The sequence below is a fragment of the Rhizobium fabae genome (genome assembly GCF_003985135.1).
GTDB lineage: Bacteria > Pseudomonadota > Alphaproteobacteria > Rhizobiales > Rhizobiaceae > Rhizobium > Rhizobium pisi.
The window spans coordinates 245,162-261,127 of record NZ_ML133652.1 but is presented as its reverse complement, the minus strand read 5'-3'; the positions used below and the strand labels follow the sequence as shown (position 1 = coordinate 261,127).

Below are 15,966 nucleotides of genomic sequence, written 5' to 3'. Positions count from 1 at the left end.
CGGCTTGAACCCCGTTCTTTACGATCTTCGCGGCCTGAAATGCCCGTTCCCCGTGATCAAGACACGCAAAAAGCTCGCCGCCATGCCGAGCGGTGCGCTCATTCAGGTCGACACGACAGACCCGCTTGCCGTGATCGACATGCCGCACTTCTGCAATGAGGACGGCCACGAATTGATCGAAACCGAAAAGACCGAAACCGGCCACCGCTTCCTGATCCGCAAAGGCTAAATTCGTAGTCCGGGAATGGCGAGCGGATTGTCGGACAGTGCCGCACGGTCCGGCATGTCGATGCGCGGTTTGCCGAGAAAGGCGTCGAAGAGATCCTTGACGAAAGCCTCGGGCAGATCCCGGGTGATCAGCACCATGCGCGTGCGCCGGTCTTCCCCCGGCCAGGCGGGAAGCCGCACCGGCGGATGGAAGATGCTCTGGACGCCGTGCAGCACCAGCGGCCGATCCAGCCGGTCGGAGACGGAAACGATCGCCTTCATCCTCAGCAGCTTCTCGCCATGGGCCGAACGCAGGAGATCGATGAACATGTCGAGCGCCATCGGATCAATTGGCTTCTCCTCGACGATGGAGAAGGACCGGATCGAGGCATCGTGACGGTTGACGTCGTGCGGGTCCTGATCCGCGTGACCGTGATGATGGCCATGGTGATCATGATTGTGATTGTGATCGTGGTGATGATGCGCCTCGTGTGCATCCTCGTCCTGGAGCCAGCGGCCGACATCGGCGATCTTCGTCGTGGGATCGTAGAGCCCGTTCACCAGCACCGCGGCACTCCCCGCCTCGGCGCTGTCGGCATCCATCATCGCGGCGCGCGGATTGAGCGCCCTGAGGCGCTTTTCTAAGGCATCCGCTTGCTCGGTCATCGACTTTTTGGAGATGATCAGCCGGTCGGCGACCGCCGCCTGCTTGCGCGCTTCCTCGTGATTGTCGAGCGTTTGCAGCCCGTTCACCGCATCGACGACGGTCACGACACCGTCGAGCTCGAAATTCTGGGCGATAACAGGATTTCCCATGATCGCCTGCATCACGGGCGCGGGATCGGCAAGGCCCGTCGTCTCGATGACGACGCGCTTCACCGGCTTGACGCGGCCCGTCTGCACGGCATCCATCAGGTTCGCCAACGTATCCACAAGTTCGCCGCGCACGGTGCAGCAGAGGCATCCATCCGACAGCTCGATGATCGAATCGCCGGAGCTTTCGACCAGGAGATGGTCGATGCCGACATCGCCGAACTCGTTGATGATGACGGCCGCATCCTTCATGACGGCATCTCTAAGGATACGGTTGAGCAGCGTCGATTTTCCGGCGCCGAGAAAGCCGGTCAGGATGGTGACCGGAATCCTGTCGTTGAGCGCGCTCATGTCGATTTACCTTAGAAAGTTGTCGGGCGCGGCAGCGGCACCGGCACGTTGGCGATCGTTCCCGCCGCATCGCCGCCCGCCACTTTTTCCGGCTGCGGAGCCGGCTGTTGATCCTGGCCCGGAATGAGGCCGGCAAAGACGAATTGCGGCTCGTGGTCCATTTCCTGGATGTAGGGCGACTGCACCTTCATGCGGCCGACCTCGTCGCGCGTTTCGCTGCGTATCTTGGCGCCCTTGGCGCTGCAGATATCGGCGGTAATGTCGGCGACCTGGTCTCGACCCTGCCCGTAAGGTTTCAGCGAACCCAGCGTATCGCTGGCGGGAAGTTGGGCGGTGAAGCCTTTCTGCAAAAGGTTCGCCGTCGCATCGGCGCGCGCCGCAAGGCTATCCGTGCCGAGCACGACGGAGACGAGCGTTCGCCCGTTGCGCGTTGCCGAGCCGATCTGGTTGAAACCCGAGGCGCAGATGAAACCGGTCTTCATGCCGTCGGCACCGGCGAACCGGCCGATCAGCATATTGAGGCTCGGCACGTTCTGCTGGCCAGTCGTGAAGCCCTCCAGCGAGAAATAGCCGGCATATTGCGGAAAATCGCGGCGCAGCGCCACCGTCAGCACCGCAAGGTCGCGTGCCGTGGTATACTGTCCCTTGCCGGGCAGGCCGTTCGGATTGATGAAATGCGAATCCGTCATGCCGAGCTTCAGCGCCTCGCCGTTCATCCGCGTCACGAAGGCTTCCTGCGTGCCCCCGACGGCTTCGGCGACGGCGACCGCAATGTCGTTGGCCGATTTTACCATCAGGATCTTCAGCGCGCTGTCGAGCGTCAGCTTCTGGCCCGGCTTGAAATACATCTTGGCGGGCGGCTGCGCGGCGGCGCGCTTGCTCATGACGATGGGCGTGTCGAGGCTGATCTGACCGGCGCGGATCGCATCGAACACCGTATAGACGGTCATCAGCTTGGTGAGCGAGGCCGGATACCATTTGCGGAAGGCCTCTTCATGCTCCAGCACCCGGCCGCTCTGCACGTCGACGAGAATATGCGGATTGGCCTGGGCGAGCGGGACGGAGGCAAGAAAACCGGCAGTCGCGGCAACTATGAAGCTAAGCTGCCGCAAGGAGGCGGCAAATAAACCAAAGTGGCTCGTCGACACGGCTCATCCTTCAGATATCAGGAAATCTCGAAAGCTTCATCTATCTAGCCTATATGGCTATGACATGGCAAAGGTCATTGACGAAGTAATTTGCACAGCTTCACACCCTTGTGAAGCGATGAACGATTGCCGGGATTTCATAACAGGAACGCCAATATGCCGATTTTGAACAGAGCCGCCGAACTGCAGGACGAAGTCGCCGAATGGCGCCGCCATATTCACGCGCGGCCCGAACTCCTCTTCGCTGTGGAAAACACGGCCGCTTTCGTCGCTGAAAAACTCAAGGAATTCGGCGTCGACGACATCGTCACCGGCATCGGCCGCACCGGCGTCGTCGGCCTGATCAAGGGCAAGGGCGAAGGCGGCCGCACGATCGGCCTGCGCGCCGACATGGACGCCCTGCCGCTGACGGAGATCACCGGCAAACCCTGGGCGTCGAAGACGCCCGGCAAGATGCATGCCTGCGGCCATGACGGCCACACCGCCATGCTGCTCGGTGCTGCGAAATACCTCGCCGAAACCCGCAATTTCAACGGCAATGTCGCCGTCATCTTCCAGCCCGCCGAAGAAGGCGGCGGCGGCGGTAACCTGATGGTCATGGACGGCATGATGGAGCGCTTCGGCATCGAAGAGGTCTACGGCATGCACAACCTGCCGGGCCTGCCTGTGGGACAGTTCGCCATCCGCAAGGGTGCGATCATGGCGGCGACCGACGAATTCACCGTCACCATCAAGGGCCGCGGCGGCCACGCCGCCCAGCCGCACCGGACGATCGACCCGATCGCCATCGGCGCGCAGATCGTTGCGAACCTGCAGATGATCGCTTCGCGCACAACCGATCCTCTGCGCTCGGTCGTTGTCTCCGTGACCAAGTTCAATGCCGGTTTCGCCCATAACGTCATTCCGAACGATGCGACCTTCGCCGGCACGGTCCGCACCCTCGACCCCGAGATACGCACGATGGCCGAAACCCGGTTCCGGCAGATCGTCGAAGGACTGGTCGCCGCCCACGGCGCCGAGGCCGAGATCAGCTTCCACCGCAATTATCCCGTCACCGTCAATCACCCCGATGAGACCGAGCATGCGGTCGCCGTTGCCAGCGCCATTGCCGGCGAAGGCAACGTCAATCCCGAGATCGATCCGATGATGGGCGGCGAGGATTTCTCCTATATGCTGAACGCCCGCCCCGGCGCCTTCATCTTCATCGGCAACGGCGACAGCGCCGGCCTCCACAACCCGGCCTACGACTTCAACGACGACGCCATCGCCCACGGCATCTCCTACTGGGTCCGCCTCGCCGAACAGCGCCTCGGCCTCTGACAACAATTAAGGCTTGGCTTCGCGCCAAGCCTTTTGTATGCATGGCATGCAAGTGGTCCCGTAGCTCAGCAGGATAGAGCACCAGATTCCTAATCTGGGGGTCACGCGTTCGAATCGCGTCGGGATCACCATTTTTTCAATAAGTTAGTTGATTTAAATTCGCGTTCCATGTCGCAAATATGTTGCCGATGCTTCCCTTGATTTCCAAACGTTTCAACGGGGTAGCGTCAGCCAGGATGCCGACGGACTGCTTCAGGTCGCTGGCGCTTCACAGATAGAGAGATAAGCCAAACCGCCAAGCATTGCGGCAAATGCGAACCATCGCGTGCATTGGCACGTCTCTTGCACCGTTAAGATTACACTATCCCATCTGGAGTATTGTGTAATGGAATGGGACACCTCGATCGAATTTGCTCCTGTGATCCTTCTGTTTAAGGATCCAGACAGGCTATTTTCCGTCAGGACGGCCATTGGGGCTGCCAACATGCTCATAAAGGAGTTCCCCTCCGATGACGGAGAGGAGTTTCTTGCAGCGATCGAAATCTGTCTTGATGTAGTGAAGGGCAACACCGACCCAGAGCAACTCAGAGCAGCGATTATTCGCGCTGCAGACGAGGCTGGCGTTACGGCTATCACTGTTCTCCACTGACGGCTTTTGCTCATCTGCGGCAGCACTCGTTACCTTCAGGTACGGGCCGCTGGCGTCCCCTCAGATCCGAGAGTTAGACGCTCGGCCGCCACCGGGTTTGCATTCTCCATCGAATACCCGCAATCATTTATGCGCCCCCGCCCGGCCAGGCCTGCGTTCGCAGCTTGGCTCACGGCTGACGGTGGACCCTCTGTGTCCTCACGGTCCGCCGCACCCCCAATCCCAGCAGCGCCGCGATAACCCAGCCACCGATAAAACCAATCGCTCCCCAGACAAGACCCGCAAAGCTTACCGGAACGCCGGGCACAAAATCACGCCAGGTGTTGGCGAGAACGCCCTGATCCGCGTCCCGCAGCAGCACGAAGGGTTTGGCGACGGGTGCAGCGGTGCCGAGGTTCAGTTGCTGCGACAGCAGCGTTTCATAGCGCTTAATCGTACTCCGCATAGAGACGCCACGGTCGCGCAGGAAATCGTCGGATGATAGCGCATAGGCGTTCAGCGCCTGATGGCGGTCGAGATGGTGCGCGGCGGCCTGCTCGCTGAAATCCTCGACGATGACCCGCAGCTCGTCGATCGCGCCGCCGATCCGCTGGCGGTATTGCTGCGCAAATTCCGGCGCCTGCGAAAAGACCGTGCCGCCGGCAAGCCCGGCGACGATGGCGACTATTCTTGCAATCGGTCCCATGATCGATGCCTCCGGCTGTCCATCTGCGCTAACGAGCCGGCGTGGCAAAGGTTTCCCCTTCGATACAATCGGTAACGCTATGTGATTGAACCGACAACGCTTCCGGCGGGTTAAAACTATGATCAACTCGGAAAGAGAGGTTCGTCATGAAACAGATCATCCTTGCCTGCACGCTCGCAGCCGCGTCCGTCTTTTCCGCAATGCCGTCCCAGGCGGCAAGCCTGACCATCACCACGGATAACGCGCGTCCCTACTACGGCGACTACGGCGATTCGGAACGTCCCTATTATCGCCACCGCCCTTATTACCGTCATCATATGATGACCCGCCGCGTCTCCGAGGATTGCTTCACCAAGACGGAAAGGATCTACCGACACGGCCATACGATCATCAAGGAAACCCGGATCTGCCGATAAGGCAGCCCATGTATGAAAGGCTCGACCGGTTCTTCCCGGCCGGGCTTTCCGTCTGATTTCGCCATGAGGAACTTCGCAGTATCAGCCGCGTTTATCGCGAAACAGGAGTATTCATCATGCGCACCAAGATGACTCTTTTGGCGATCGCCTATGTTGCCGTCAGCGCCCTGCTGCTTGTCATCGCGTATCACCCGCAGGGGCCGGTTGCCACGGGGAAGACGGATCGCCTGGCGGGCTCGTCCTTCCTGGTCGAGCGCTTCGCCGGTTGATGAGCGCGCATTCCGTTCGCATTTTCCGGACCCGCGCTCCAGCGGTCAATGCATGTCGCCAACCCCGGGTCCGCCAAGCAGAATCCGGTTCTGCACCGATTGCACGCCTTCGACGGCCCTGGCGACCACGGTTGCCCGTTCGATTTCGCCGACCGTGCCGACGGTGCCGGTCAGCACGATCCGGCCCTCGTCCATCGTCACCTCGACATCCGACGCATCGATCCCGCCGGCAATCGCCAGCGCATTGGCAACGGCAGCCTCGACCGATGCGCGATTGGCGATTTCCGCGTCTATTTCAGGCTCGAGCCCATGAAATGTCTGCTCTTTGAAAACCATGGTCCATTCCTCCGTGAAACCTGCAAGTCGTGCAAAACTGTGCAGCGATCTGAAAGACCGCGATGTGCTCGGGAAGGGAACGCCGCCAGCAGGGATTTGGTTTCAGCGCCGCTACCACTGCACGCGATAGCGGAGATTGACGCTGCCGGCCTCGCCTCCCGAAAACGGATTGTTCACCGACGCATCGAGATTGAGGTTCGGCAGGATGGCCTGGCTGACCGCCACCGTGCTCGAGAAGTCGCCGCCGGCATTGCTGATGCCTGTCCCCGCCGAAAGCGAAGTTCCCGTCCAGGGATGGATGAGTTTCAGCGCCTGCGACGCGGTCACCGAAGCCTGCCGCGCCTCCACCGCGTCATATTGGACACTGATGGACCGGCTCGATTGCATGTCGAGCGAGTCCGACAGGATCCAGCTGCGCGAGCGGCTGAGCGTCAGCGCACTGCTGCCGCGCAGCGTATCGACGCTGACCCTCGCCCCCAGCTGTGATTGGCCAGCCGGGGTGACGGTCGTCTTGCTGATCCTGCCCCAGAGCATCATCTGTCCGGAATCGGGCAGCAGCGCGCCGCCTTTGGTCGAGGCAAGGCCGATATCGGCGCCGGCGCTCGTTTCCCATTCCGCCGGCAGGCGAAATCCCATCGTCGCCTTGTAGGATCGCTCGGAAAGCTTGGCCGGCGACCAGATCAACAGGTCGTCCGCCTTTGCGGCTGCCGCAACCGAAGGCAGGATGGCAAGTACAATGCATGCTGTTTTGAATATCGTCATGAGATCCGATCGTTCTGACCTGACACGAGCAGCGGCCGAAACCGGCGCGACGGCCAATGGGAAAGCGCTCGCAGCGCAGACGGGCGGGATAGCGGCCAAGCCGTCGATCCCGGTTTCATCCTCGATGTAATGTTTGGCCGAAGGCCTGCGGCACTGACGTGCCTGTTCTTCAACGGACGCCGCAGCGCCGGCGAATATCCCTACGGCCGCGAATGGCCGCGACAGGATCTCGAATCCTTCAGGAATGTCATTAGGATCACATCCAGCCCGCGCTCTGTAAACCCCTTAGGGGTTGAAATCTGCTGCACCGCACACTTGCCGCCCCCTCCAAACCCTTGTAGAGCCTGAGCCGACGAGAGAAATATTTCGCGAAATTCCATATGATGACCGGCAACACCGCGCCGCGGCGCCTCAGCATCTTCGGTTCGACCGGCTCGATCGGCCGCAATACACTCAATGTCGTCGAACATCTGGGCGGACGGGAGAGCTTCGAAATCTCCGTACTGACAGGCAACGGCAACGTCGAGCTGCTCGCCCGTCAGGCCAAATCCTTTGGCGCTGGGATGGCGGTGACGGCGAGCGACCGGCATTACGAAGCGCTGAAGAGCGAACTTTCCGGCAGCGGCATCGCCGTCGCATCGGGAAAGTCCGGCCTCATGGAAGCGGCTGAGCGCGAAGCCGACTGGGTGATGGCGGCAATCGTCGGCACCGCCGGTCTTGCGCCGACGCTTGCCGCCGCCCGCCGCGGCGCCGATATCGCCCTTGCCAACAAGGAATGCTTGGTCTCGGCAGGCGATCTCTTCATCAAAGCGATCCACAAAGGCGGCGGCAAGCTGCTTCCCGTCGACAGCGAGCACAACGCGATTTTCCAGGTGCTGGAGGAAAACCAGCGTCACGCCATCGAGCGTGTCATTCTGACGGCATCAGGCGGTCCCTTCCGCACCGCCTCTCTGGAGGAAATGGCTGGCGTGACGGTGGAAACCGCGCGCGCCCATCCGAACTGGTCGATGGGATTGAAGATCTCGATCGACAGCGCCTCGATGTTCAACAAGGCGCTCGAGATGATCGAAGCGCGGCACCTCTTCGGGCTGAAACCCGAACAGATCGAGGTCATCTTCCATCCGCAGTCGATCATCCATTCCATGGTCGGCTATACAGACGGTTCGGTGCTGGCGCAGCTCGGCGCGCCCGATATGCGCACCGCCATCGGTTATGCGCTCTCCTTTCCGCGCCGGCCGAACCTGCCGGTCGAACGACTGGATTTCGCCAAGCTCGCGCGGCTGGATTTCGAGGCGCCGGACGAGCGGCGGTTTCCGGCATTGCGGCTCGCACGGCTTGCAATGACGCGCGGCGGCGTTCAGGGCGCGGTTCTGAACGGCGCCAAGGAAGTGGCGCTCGAAGCCTTCATCGAGAGGCGGCTATCCTTCCTCGCCATGGCCGACATCACCGAAAGGGTCATGGACGATCTGGCCGGCCTGCCGCCGGCTGAAGGCATGGACGATGTCTTCGCCGCCGACAGGCAGGCCCGGCAAAGGGCTGCCGAGCTGATGAGGCTGGATGCCGCCGGCTGAAGGTCCATGGCGTGCGGCGATTACCGCAACCGCTTGCCGCCTTCATCGAACAATCTGCAATCCGATGGATCGAACAACAGGCTGACCTCTTCGCCTGCCGTGATGCTGACCGGCGAACGATGCTCGACCGTGAGCGACTGACCGTCGGCAAGCTGGCAATAGAGATATTGCGTTCCCCCGAGATACTCGGAGAAATCTACGGTCGCCGTCAGGCCGCCCGACTGGCCGGCTGCCACCTTCAGATGCTCCGGCCGCAACCCAAGCGTCACCGCCGCTCCGGCCGGCCTGTCTGCCGGCGACAGGCCGCTTGCGATCCGGGCGCCGGCGACCTCGACCAGGCCTCTCTCGCCCCAGCAGGCGTTGAGCAGGTTCATCCGGGGCGAGCCGATGAAGCCCGCCACGAAAGTATTGGCGGGATCCTCGTAGATTTCCCGCGGCGTTCCTGCCTGCTCGACACGTCCGTCGCGCAGCACGACAATCTTGTCGGCGAGCGTCATCGCCTCCGTCTGGTCGTGGGTGACATAGATCATCGTGTTGCCGAGTTCGCGGTGAAGGCGGGCGATCTCGATGCGCATGGAAACACGCAGTTCCGCATCGAGATTGGACAGCGGCTCGTCGAACAGGAACACGTCAGGCTTGCGCACGATCGCCCGGCCGATTGCCACACGCTGACGCTGACCGCCCGAGAGCTGGCCCGGCCGCCGGTCGAGAAGATGATCGATCTTCAGGATCGCCGAAGCGGCCTTGACCCGCGCCTCGATGTCAGCCGCACTCGTACGCGCCATCTTCAATCCGAAGGCCAGGTTGTCACGCACGCTCATATGCGGGTAGAGCGCGTAGGACTGGAAGACCATGGCGATGCCACGCTCGGACGGATCGAGATCGGTGACGAGGCGTCCCTTGATCTCGATCTCTCCGTCGGTCACGTCCTCGAGGCCAGCGATCATGCGAAGCAGCGTCGACTTTCCGCAGCCGGACGGGCCGACGAAGACGACGAATTCACCTTCCGCAATCGTCAGGTCGATCCCGTGGACCACCGGCAGACTGCCATAGCTTTTTCGCACGTCCTGGAGCACGACGCTCTTGTTGACCATATCGTTCGTCATCCCCAAACGGCCTATCTGTCCGACTGGACCCAGACGAGCATCTCTCCGGGCGCGCGGTTGTCCCAAAGATGATAGGGTACGAAACGCGCCGTGGCGACCTGCCTTTCGGCCGGTGCCTTGCGGTAGAGCGATGTGCCCCAGTTCGACGTTTCCTCGCGCTCGACCTTGAGATCGAGTGCGACGGCATCGTTGAGGTCCTTCAGCACGGTGGTTTCGGCCGTCGGCAGCTCGCGGGGCAAAATGATGGCATTGAGGTCTTCGCCATTGTCCGTCGTTTCCAGACAATAGACGAGCGGGCCGCGCATCAACGCGACGCGGCCGGCATCCTGGCGCACTTTCGGATTGGCATATTGCGGGCGAAGCGCCAGCGGCAAATAGAGGGCGACACGGTCGCCGTCCGCCCACGCACGATCGATCCTCGCATATCCGTCACGGACATGAGCGCTGAGATCGAGCATTTCCCCGTTGACGCTGAGGGTTACGCCCTCCGCCCAGTCCGGAATGCGCAGCGACAGTGCGAATTTCGCCGGCTTTTCCAGTTTGGTCGTGAATGCGATGGCACCATCCCAAGGATAGTTGGTGGTCTGCTCCAGCTCCACCTCAGCGCCGTTGGCAAGCTTCAGCCGGGCGGTGCTTTCGCCATAGAGATGCACGGCGATCTCATCGTCGGCAACGGCGTACATGTATGAGCCGATCGACGTCACCAGGCGGGCAATGTTGGGCGGGCAGCAGGGGCAATGGTGCCATTTCCACCTGTGGTGCTTGCCGGCGCTTTCGAGCGGATTGTCGTAGAAGAAGGTCTTGCCGTCGGTGGAAAGGCCCGGCAGCGCGCCGTTGTAGAGCGCCTGCTCCATGATATCGGCATAGCGCCGGTCCGGCCCGCGCCCGAGCATGCGGCTTGCCCAGAAAACCAGGCCGACGGAAGCGCAGGTTTCCGCATAGGCTGTGGCGTTGGGCAGGTCATAATAATCGGTGAAGCCCTCATTGGAGGCCGCCGGACCGATGCCGCCGGTTATGTACATCTGCTTGGTCGTCAGATCGTCCCAGAGCGTTTCCAGCGCCGCCGTTAGGCTGTCGTCCTTATATTCGGTGGCGATATCGGCCATGCCGGAATAGAGATACATGGCGCGCACCGCATGACCGACGACCTTTGTCTGCTCGCGCACAGGCTGGTGCGCCTGCGAATATTCGTAGGTCTTCTGATGGTACTCGGAAAGCGCGCGGCCATCGCGCGCGGCCTCCGCCGTGAAGAAATGCGGCTCGGTGCCGCGTTCATCGATGAAGAATTTCGACAGTTCGAGATATTTCTTCTCGCCGGTGACGCGGGCGAGCTTGACCAGCGCGAGTTCAACTTCCTCATGGCCGCAATAGCCCGGGATCTGGCCTTCGCCATGGCCGAAAATCCTGATCATGTAATCGGCATAGCGGCACATGATGTCGAGCAGCTTGCGCTTGCCGGTCGCCTGGTAGTAGGCGACGGCGGCCTCCATCAAATGGCCGGCGCAGTAGAGCTCGTGATGGTCGCGCAGGTTGGTCCAGCGGCGGCTCGGCTCCACGCGCTGGAACCAGGCGTTCAGATAGCCGTCCTTGTCCTGCATTCTCTCATACCTGTCGATGATCTCGTCGGCGCGCGCCTCCAGCTTCGGATTGGGCCGGCGATAGAGCGAATAGGCGATCGTCTCGATCGATTTGCCGAGATCGGAATCCCAGAACATCTGCGTCGTCCCGCCCCAAGGCTGAACGGGAATGACGACGCCGGGGCTCGGCTGGCTGACGTCGATCGCCTTCAGCATGCCGGCTTCGACGCAGCGGTCGAGCAGGGTCTCGGCGGTGGAATTGCAGACGGCATCCTGCCATTTGCCCCAAAATCCGCCGAGTTCCACATCGGGAACGGCGACGGGGCGGAATTGGCGGTCATTGCTTGGCTTGGTCATGGGGCTTCGCTTTCTCTCAGATCATTTCACCGCGCCGGCCATCAGCCCGCGCATGTAATAGCGTTGCAGGAGCAGGAAGACGATCAGGCAGGGGATCGTCATGACGACGACGCCGGCCTGCACCGCTCCCCAGTTGATGGCGCCGAGCCGTCCGGCGCGAACCGCCGTCATCAGCACGGGCAGGGTGTATTTCTCATTGCTGGAGAGCAGCACGAGTGCGGCCAGGAACTCGTTCCAGGCATTGAGAAAGGCAAAGATTGCGACCGTCGCCACGCCGGGAAGCACCAGCGGCAGGAGAACCCGCGCCAGGAGCCTCAGATCGCGCGCGCCGTCGATGCGTGCGGCCTCCTCGATTTCCTTCGGCACGGCGTCGAAGGCGTTGCGCATCATGAAGACCGAGAAGGGCAATTGCAGCGTTACATAGACGAGCGTCAGCCCGAGCAGCGAATTGTTGAGGCCGAGCTTTGCAAGGATGATGAAGAGCGGTGTCAGGATCGACTGGAACGGGATCATCAGCGTGGCGATGATCAGCACGAAGAGCGCATTCTTCATCGGGAACCGGTAACGCGAGAAACCGTAGCCGGCGAGCAGGCTGACGACGACAGTGAGCACGACCGTAGCGGCGGAAACGAACAGCGAATTGATCATGTGCCGCCAGATGCCTGCGCCGAACGTATCGAGCAGCGCATAGGCATCGAAGCTGACGCCCGATGTCGGCCATGGCGGCAGGGGCGGCAGGCTGGCTTCAGTGCCCTGCCGGAAGGAGGCGAGCAGCGTGATCGCGAAGGGGGCGAGGAAGAAGATCGAAATGGCGATGCCGGTGAGATGATAGGCCGACTTCACGCGGATCGCCTTGCGCGCGCGCCGCTCCCTTGAGGTGGTCATGGACGCTCCTCCCCGACGCGAAGCAGCCAGAGCTGCACGATGCTGATGGCGACGAGGATGGCGAGAAGCGCAATCGAGAGCGCCGCGCCATAACCGAGATTGAAGGACACGAAGGACTGGTTGAAGATGTAGTAGACCACCGAGATCATTTTGTTCTGCGGGCCACCTGACGTCATGATGTAGAACTGGTCGAAGGCGAGGATCGAACCGGTGACGGAGACGATCAGCGCCAGCGCGATCGTCTTGCGCATCAGCGGCAGCGTCAGGTGCCGGAAACGCTGCCAGCGGCCGGCACCGTCGATGCGAGCTGCCTCCGTCAATTCAGACGGAATGGCCTGAAGCCCGGTCAGGAGAATGATCATCGTGAAGCCGGCAATCTTCCAGACGACCATCACCACGATCGTCAGAAAAGCGGTGTCGAAGGTCGCAAGCAGATTGGGGCTCTTTTCAACAAGACCGAGCGCCTTCAGGGCCGGGCCTATGAAGCCGCTATCGACATTGGCGAGCCAGACCCAGAGCAGCGAGGCTGTGGCAAGGCCGACGACGACGGGCAGGAAGATGATCGTGCGGTAGGCGCTGACGAACTGCCGTTCCTTTTCGACGAAGATCGCCAGCGGAAAGGCGACGGCGAAGATCGCGATCGTGACGATCACGGTATAATAGGCCGTGAAATTCAGCGCCGCCATGAAGCGGGTGTCGTTGAACATGCGAAAATAATTGTTGAAACCGATCCAACGCGATGCCCCCATCAGCGGCCAGTTGTGAAGGCTCATCCATCCCGTGAACAGAACCGGCATGACGAAGAAGACGATCACCAGCGCCATAGCAGGCGCGATGTAGAGAAGGCCGCGCCAATTCGATCTGCGTCGTCGCTTGCGTCGAGGCAATAGGGTCGTCGAACCGGAACCGGTCATCGAAACGCTCCGCATCTGTCACTTGAAATTGGCCGGGAAGCTGCCACCGCTCCCCGGCCGCGGCCTTGGGAGAGTTATTGGCCGCTATCGATGATCGATTGCATTTCCGACTGGGCGCTCGAAAACGCACCGTCGACATCATCGCCGAAGATCGCGGCGTTGGTGAAGCTTGCCCACGGCCCGTTGGCGCTGTTGATCAAGTCGTTGAACTGTAGCGTATAAGGCGTCTTGGCAACGCTGATCGCCTTGAGGCCGATCTGCATACGCGGATCGAGGCCTTCCAGCACCTTGTCGGCGATATCGCCGCGTGTCGGCAGGCTGCCATATTTTGCCATGATCTTCTGGCCATCCATCGAATAGATATATTCGAGGAACTCCTTCACCGCGTCGATCTTCTTCGAGCCCTTGGTGATGACGAAATTGTCGCCGCCTGCAAAGGACGAAGGCTTGCCGTCGACGCCGGGAATGAGCGTCACGCCGAAGTTGATATCAGGATGCTGGGTCACCAACGTTCCGATGGCGAAGGCGCCAAGGCTTTGCTGGCCGATCTTGCCATTGGTGAAGCTCAGGAAGTTCGCACCATTGTCGCTGGCGGCGCCGGACGGCACGAGGTCCTTCTTGACCATGTTGCGGTAGATATCGACGGCCTTGCGCATCTGGGGCGTATCGAGCGTCGCCGTCTTGCTGTCGGCCGACAGGATATCGGCGCCCGCACCCCAGACGAGCGGCGTGAAGGTGAAGATCATGCAGCCGCCGCAGCCGCCGCCGGAGAAATAAAAGCCGTAGGTGTCATCGCTCAGCGCCCGGATCTTCTGCGCATTGGCGGTAATTTCATCCCAGCTCGCCGGCGCCTTCTCGGGATCGAGACCGGCTTTCTTGTAGAGATCCTTGTTCCAGGCGAAGACCGATGTTTCCACAGAGAGCGGCAGTCCATAAATCCGGTCCTGATACGTGCCGAGACGAACATGCGACGGCGAAAGCGAGTTGAAATAGGGCAGCGACTTCGCCCAGTCCGTCAGGTCTTCCAGCTGGCCGGCCGCGGCAAAGGCGGGGTTGTAGATCAGGTCCATCGACAGGGCGTCCGGCGCCTGTCCGCCGGCGATTGCCGTCGCATATTTCTGCACGAGCTCTGAGTACGGCACCTCCGTCACCACGACCTTGTTGTCGTGACCGGAATTATAGGCCTCGACCACCTTCTTGAAGGAGTCGCCGATCCCCGTGCGAACCCACATTGCGACATTCTCGGCGGCCGACGCGGCCGAAAACAGGCACAAGGTAGCGATGCTGGTCGCCACCAATAGACGCTTGATCATGACACTCCTCCCGATATGGCGCATCTCCCTGCGCCTTTGCTCATTCCCTTATGCTCATTCCCTTGGGGGCTTACCCCCGCATGACTGCCGGACGATCAGCCGGCAGGGCAATTTCCTCACCCCCGGCTCGACGGGCCGGCCTTCCGCGAGCGCAAGCACCGTCAGTCCGGCTTGCCGCCCGAGCTCCTTCAGTTCCATATCCACCGTCGTCAGCGGCGGCCGCGTCTGGGCCGCGACAATCTCCCAATTGTCGAAGCCGATCACCGAGACGTCCTGCGGCACCTTGATGCCGCGCTCGCGCAACGCATCCACCGCGCCGCGGGCGATCTGGTCGTTGCCGCAGAAAAGCGCGTCCGGCTTTTCTCCGGGCCTCTTCCAAAGCTCTTCGATCGCTTCATGGCCCCAGCTCTCCGACCAGACGCCGTAGAGCACCGGCTCACGGTGACCCGCCACCTGATGATAGGCGCCGGCTCGCTCCCTCACCGAAAAGAAGTCTTCCGGTCCGGTGATATGCGCAATCCGCCGCCGTCCGATCTTCACGAGCCATTCGACGGCCAGTCTCGCACCCTGTTCGTCGTCAGACCGGAAAGTAACGCTGTTCTGCGTTCCCTCCGTGAAGGCGTAAACGACGGGCACATGCAAATTCGACAGATCGACGGGTAGACGCCTGTCCAGGCGTTTGCCCGTCGCGATGATGCCATCGACCTGCTTGTCCAGCATCGCGTCGACATGGATCTGCGCGAGATCAGGATCGTCTTCGATGGCGCACAGGAACACCGAAACCCCATGATCGACGAGAGCGTCCGAAATACCCGCCATCACAGGCAGCGTGAAACGGCCATAGGTGTCGTTCGTCAGCAGCCCGATGGTGAAGCTGCGCTTGCTGAGAAGACCTCTTGCCAGCGCATTCGGCCGATACCCGATTTCGCCGGCGATCCGCTTCACGCGCTCGCGCGTTTCCGCTCCCATCCGGCCCGTGTCGTTGAGAGCTTTCGACGCCGTCGAAATGCTCACCCCGGCAGCCGACGCCACCTCATGGATGGTGATCCTGCCTCTTTTTCCTCCCGAGATGTTCAGAACTTCCTCCTTCTGAAGTGGCCTGAGAAAAGCTTTTACCAACTCTTGTGTCAAGTGAGAAAAGGTTTTCTCATGCAATTCCATGAGAGGATCAAAAGGCTCAGGCTACAGCAAGGAAGAGTGGGAAGACCGATGCAATCTGATCGGAGCGGATTGCAGTACGTTATCGATTTTGCGGATGATTGGCGTGACATAGAGTTGCCAACTTTG

At 61.2% G+C, this 15,966-nt stretch carries 17 protein-coding genes and 1 tRNA gene; 7 read left to right on the top strand and 11 right to left on the bottom strand.

Features of this window, described 5'->3' with window-relative positions:
- Positions 1-4 precede the first annotated feature (4 nt).
- Entirely contained in the window at positions 5-229 is a 225-nt protein-coding gene (locus EFB14_RS18550; RefSeq protein WP_126827829.1) for a sulfurtransferase TusA family protein, read from the top strand.
- Here EFB14_RS18550 and EFB14_RS18545 read toward each other — a convergent pair.
- Positions 226-1,371 carry a CobW family GTP-binding protein gene (locus tag EFB14_RS18545; RefSeq protein WP_126827827.1) on the bottom strand — a complete coding sequence of 382 codons (1,146 nt, stop codon included), beginning with the start codon at positions 1,369-1,371 and terminating at the stop codon, positions 226-228. The genes EFB14_RS18550 and EFB14_RS18545 overlap by 4 nt on opposite strands.
- A gap of 11 nt (positions 1,372-1,382) precedes the next feature.
- On the bottom strand, positions 1,383-2,519 hold the full coding sequence (locus EFB14_RS18540; RefSeq protein ID WP_126827825.1) for a D-alanyl-D-alanine carboxypeptidase family protein: 1,137 nt from the start codon (positions 2,517-2,519) through the stop codon (positions 1,383-1,385).
- Positions 2,520-2,675: 156 nt separating this feature from the next.
- Between EFB14_RS18540 and EFB14_RS18535 the strand changes: the two genes are divergently transcribed.
- The 3 genes from EFB14_RS18535 to EFB14_RS18525 all read left to right on the top strand — a co-directional run bounded on the left by EFB14_RS18535 (position 2,676) and on the right by EFB14_RS18525 (position 4,488).
- Entirely contained in the window at positions 2,676-3,839 is a 1,164-nt protein-coding gene (locus EFB14_RS18535; protein WP_126827822.1) for a M20 aminoacylase family protein, read from the top strand.
- A 54-nt stretch (positions 3,840-3,893) separates the two neighbouring features.
- A tRNA-Arg gene (locus EFB14_RS18530) sits at positions 3,894-3,970 on the top strand.
- Positions 3,971-4,224: 254 nt separating this feature from the next.
- Complete coding sequence (locus EFB14_RS18525; protein ID WP_126827820.1) at positions 4,225-4,488, top strand: DUF982 domain-containing protein; 264 nt, start codon at positions 4,225-4,227, stop codon at positions 4,486-4,488.
- A 169-nt stretch (positions 4,489-4,657) separates the two neighbouring features.
- On the opposite strand, the gene EFB14_RS18520 is transcribed toward EFB14_RS18525, so the two are convergent.
- The gene (locus EFB14_RS18520) at positions 4,658-5,173 is read right to left on the bottom strand and encodes a DUF2937 family protein (RefSeq protein ID WP_126827818.1); all 516 of its coding nucleotides are present in this window, start codon (positions 5,171-5,173) and stop codon (positions 4,658-4,660) included.
- A 146-nt stretch (positions 5,174-5,319) separates the two neighbouring features.
- Here EFB14_RS18520 and EFB14_RS18515 point away from each other — a divergent pair, with 146 nt between their 5' ends.
- Positions 5,320-5,589, top strand: a complete 270-nt coding sequence (locus EFB14_RS18515; protein ID WP_125849525.1) for a hypothetical protein — start codon at positions 5,320-5,322, stop codon at positions 5,587-5,589.
- 116 nt (positions 5,590-5,705) lie between these two features.
- The gene (locus EFB14_RS32950) at positions 5,706-5,858 is read left to right on the top strand and encodes a hypothetical protein (protein WP_164737547.1); all 153 of its coding nucleotides are present in this window, start codon (positions 5,706-5,708) and stop codon (positions 5,856-5,858) included.
- A 45-nt stretch (positions 5,859-5,903) separates the two neighbouring features.
- Here the strand turns inward: EFB14_RS32950 and EFB14_RS18510 are convergent, their stop codons facing one another.
- Positions 5,904-6,194 carry a BON domain-containing protein gene (locus EFB14_RS18510; protein WP_126827816.1) on the bottom strand — a complete coding sequence of 97 codons (291 nt, stop codon included), beginning with the start codon at positions 6,192-6,194 and terminating at the stop codon, positions 5,904-5,906.
- A 111-nt stretch (positions 6,195-6,305) separates the two neighbouring features.
- Entirely contained in the window at positions 6,306-6,956 is a 651-nt protein-coding gene (locus EFB14_RS18505; protein ID WP_126827814.1) for a hypothetical protein, read from the bottom strand.
- Positions 6,957-7,336: 380 nt separating this feature from the next.
- Here EFB14_RS18505 and dxr point away from each other — a divergent pair, with 380 nt between their 5' ends.
- Positions 7,337-8,527 (top strand): 1-deoxy-D-xylulose-5-phosphate reductoisomerase, encoded by a 1,191-nt coding sequence (gene dxr, locus EFB14_RS18500; RefSeq protein ID WP_126827812.1) that lies wholly within the window; start codon positions 7,337-7,339, stop codon positions 8,525-8,527.
- A gap of 20 nt (positions 8,528-8,547) precedes the next feature.
- On the opposite strand, the gene EFB14_RS18495 is transcribed toward dxr, so the two are convergent.
- The 6 genes from EFB14_RS18495 to EFB14_RS18470 all read right to left on the bottom strand — a co-directional run bounded on the left by EFB14_RS18495 (position 8,548) and on the right by EFB14_RS18470 (position 15,711).
- Entirely contained in the window at positions 8,548-9,621 is a 1,074-nt protein-coding gene (locus EFB14_RS18495) for an ABC transporter ATP-binding protein (RefSeq protein WP_183604879.1), read from the bottom strand.
- Between the two features lie 23 nt (positions 9,622-9,644).
- Entirely contained in the window at positions 9,645-11,567 is a 1,923-nt protein-coding gene (locus EFB14_RS18490; RefSeq protein WP_126827808.1) for a glycoside hydrolase family 127 protein, read from the bottom strand.
- A gap of 21 nt (positions 11,568-11,588) precedes the next feature.
- Positions 11,589-12,452: a carbohydrate ABC transporter permease gene (locus EFB14_RS18485; RefSeq protein ID WP_126827806.1), complete on the bottom strand. Its 864-nt coding sequence runs from the start codon at positions 12,450-12,452 to the stop codon at positions 11,589-11,591.
- Positions 12,449-13,366: a carbohydrate ABC transporter permease gene (locus tag EFB14_RS18480; protein ID WP_126827804.1), complete on the bottom strand. Its 918-nt coding sequence runs from the start codon at positions 13,364-13,366 to the stop codon at positions 12,449-12,451. The genes EFB14_RS18485 and EFB14_RS18480 overlap by 4 nt, the downstream gene beginning before the upstream one ends.
- Positions 13,367-13,440: 74 nt before the next feature.
- On the bottom strand, positions 13,441-14,679 hold the full coding sequence (locus EFB14_RS18475) for an ABC transporter substrate-binding protein (RefSeq protein WP_126827803.1): 1,239 nt from the start codon (positions 14,677-14,679) through the stop codon (positions 13,441-13,443).
- Positions 14,680-14,733: 54 nt separating this feature from the next.
- Positions 14,734-15,711, bottom strand: a complete 978-nt coding sequence (locus tag EFB14_RS18470) for a LacI family DNA-binding transcriptional regulator (RefSeq protein ID WP_126827966.1) — start codon at positions 15,709-15,711, stop codon at positions 14,734-14,736.
- Between the last annotated feature and the right edge of the window lie 255 nt (positions 15,712-15,966).

Coding starts and splice junctions, on each gene's coding strand:
- EFB14_RS18535 (WP_126827822.1), top strand. CDS start 2,676: ATGCCGATTTTGAACAGAGCCGCCGAACTGCAGGACGAAGTCGCCGAA.
- EFB14_RS18545 (WP_126827827.1), bottom strand. CDS start 1,371: ATGAGCGCGCTCAACGACAGGATTCCGGTCACCATCCTGACCGGCTTT.
- EFB14_RS18505 (WP_126827814.1), bottom strand. CDS start 6,956: ATGACGATATTCAAAACAGCATGCATTGTACTTGCCATCCTGCCTTCG.
- EFB14_RS32950 (WP_164737547.1), top strand. CDS start 5,706: ATGCGCACCAAGATGACTCTTTTGGCGATCGCCTATGTTGCCGTCAGC.
- EFB14_RS18515 (WP_125849525.1), top strand. CDS start 5,320: ATGAAACAGATCATCCTTGCCTGCACGCTCGCAGCCGCGTCCGTCTTT.
- EFB14_RS18480 (WP_126827804.1), bottom strand. CDS start 13,366: ATGACCGGTTCCGGTTCGACGACCCTATTGCCTCGACGCAAGCGACGA.
- EFB14_RS18490 (WP_126827808.1), bottom strand. CDS start 11,567: ATGACCAAGCCAAGCAATGACCGCCAATTCCGCCCCGTCGCCGTTCCC.
- EFB14_RS18525 (WP_126827820.1), top strand. CDS start 4,225: ATGGAATGGGACACCTCGATCGAATTTGCTCCTGTGATCCTTCTGTTT.
- EFB14_RS18475 (WP_126827803.1), bottom strand. CDS start 14,679: ATGATCAAGCGTCTATTGGTGGCGACCAGCATCGCTACCTTGTGCCTG.
- EFB14_RS18520 (WP_126827818.1), bottom strand. CDS start 5,173: ATGGGACCGATTGCAAGAATAGTCGCCATCGTCGCCGGGCTTGCCGGC.
- EFB14_RS18485 (WP_126827806.1), bottom strand. CDS start 12,452: ATGACCACCTCAAGGGAGCGGCGCGCGCGCAAGGCGATCCGCGTGAAG.
- EFB14_RS18510 (WP_126827816.1), bottom strand. CDS start 6,194: ATGGTTTTCAAAGAGCAGACATTTCATGGGCTCGAGCCTGAAATAGAC.
- dxr (WP_126827812.1), top strand. CDS start 7,337: ATGATGACCGGCAACACCGCGCCGCGGCGCCTCAGCATCTTCGGTTCG.
- EFB14_RS18495 (WP_183604879.1), bottom strand. CDS start 9,621: ATGGTCAACAAGAGCGTCGTGCTCCAGGACGTGCGAAAAAGCTATGGC.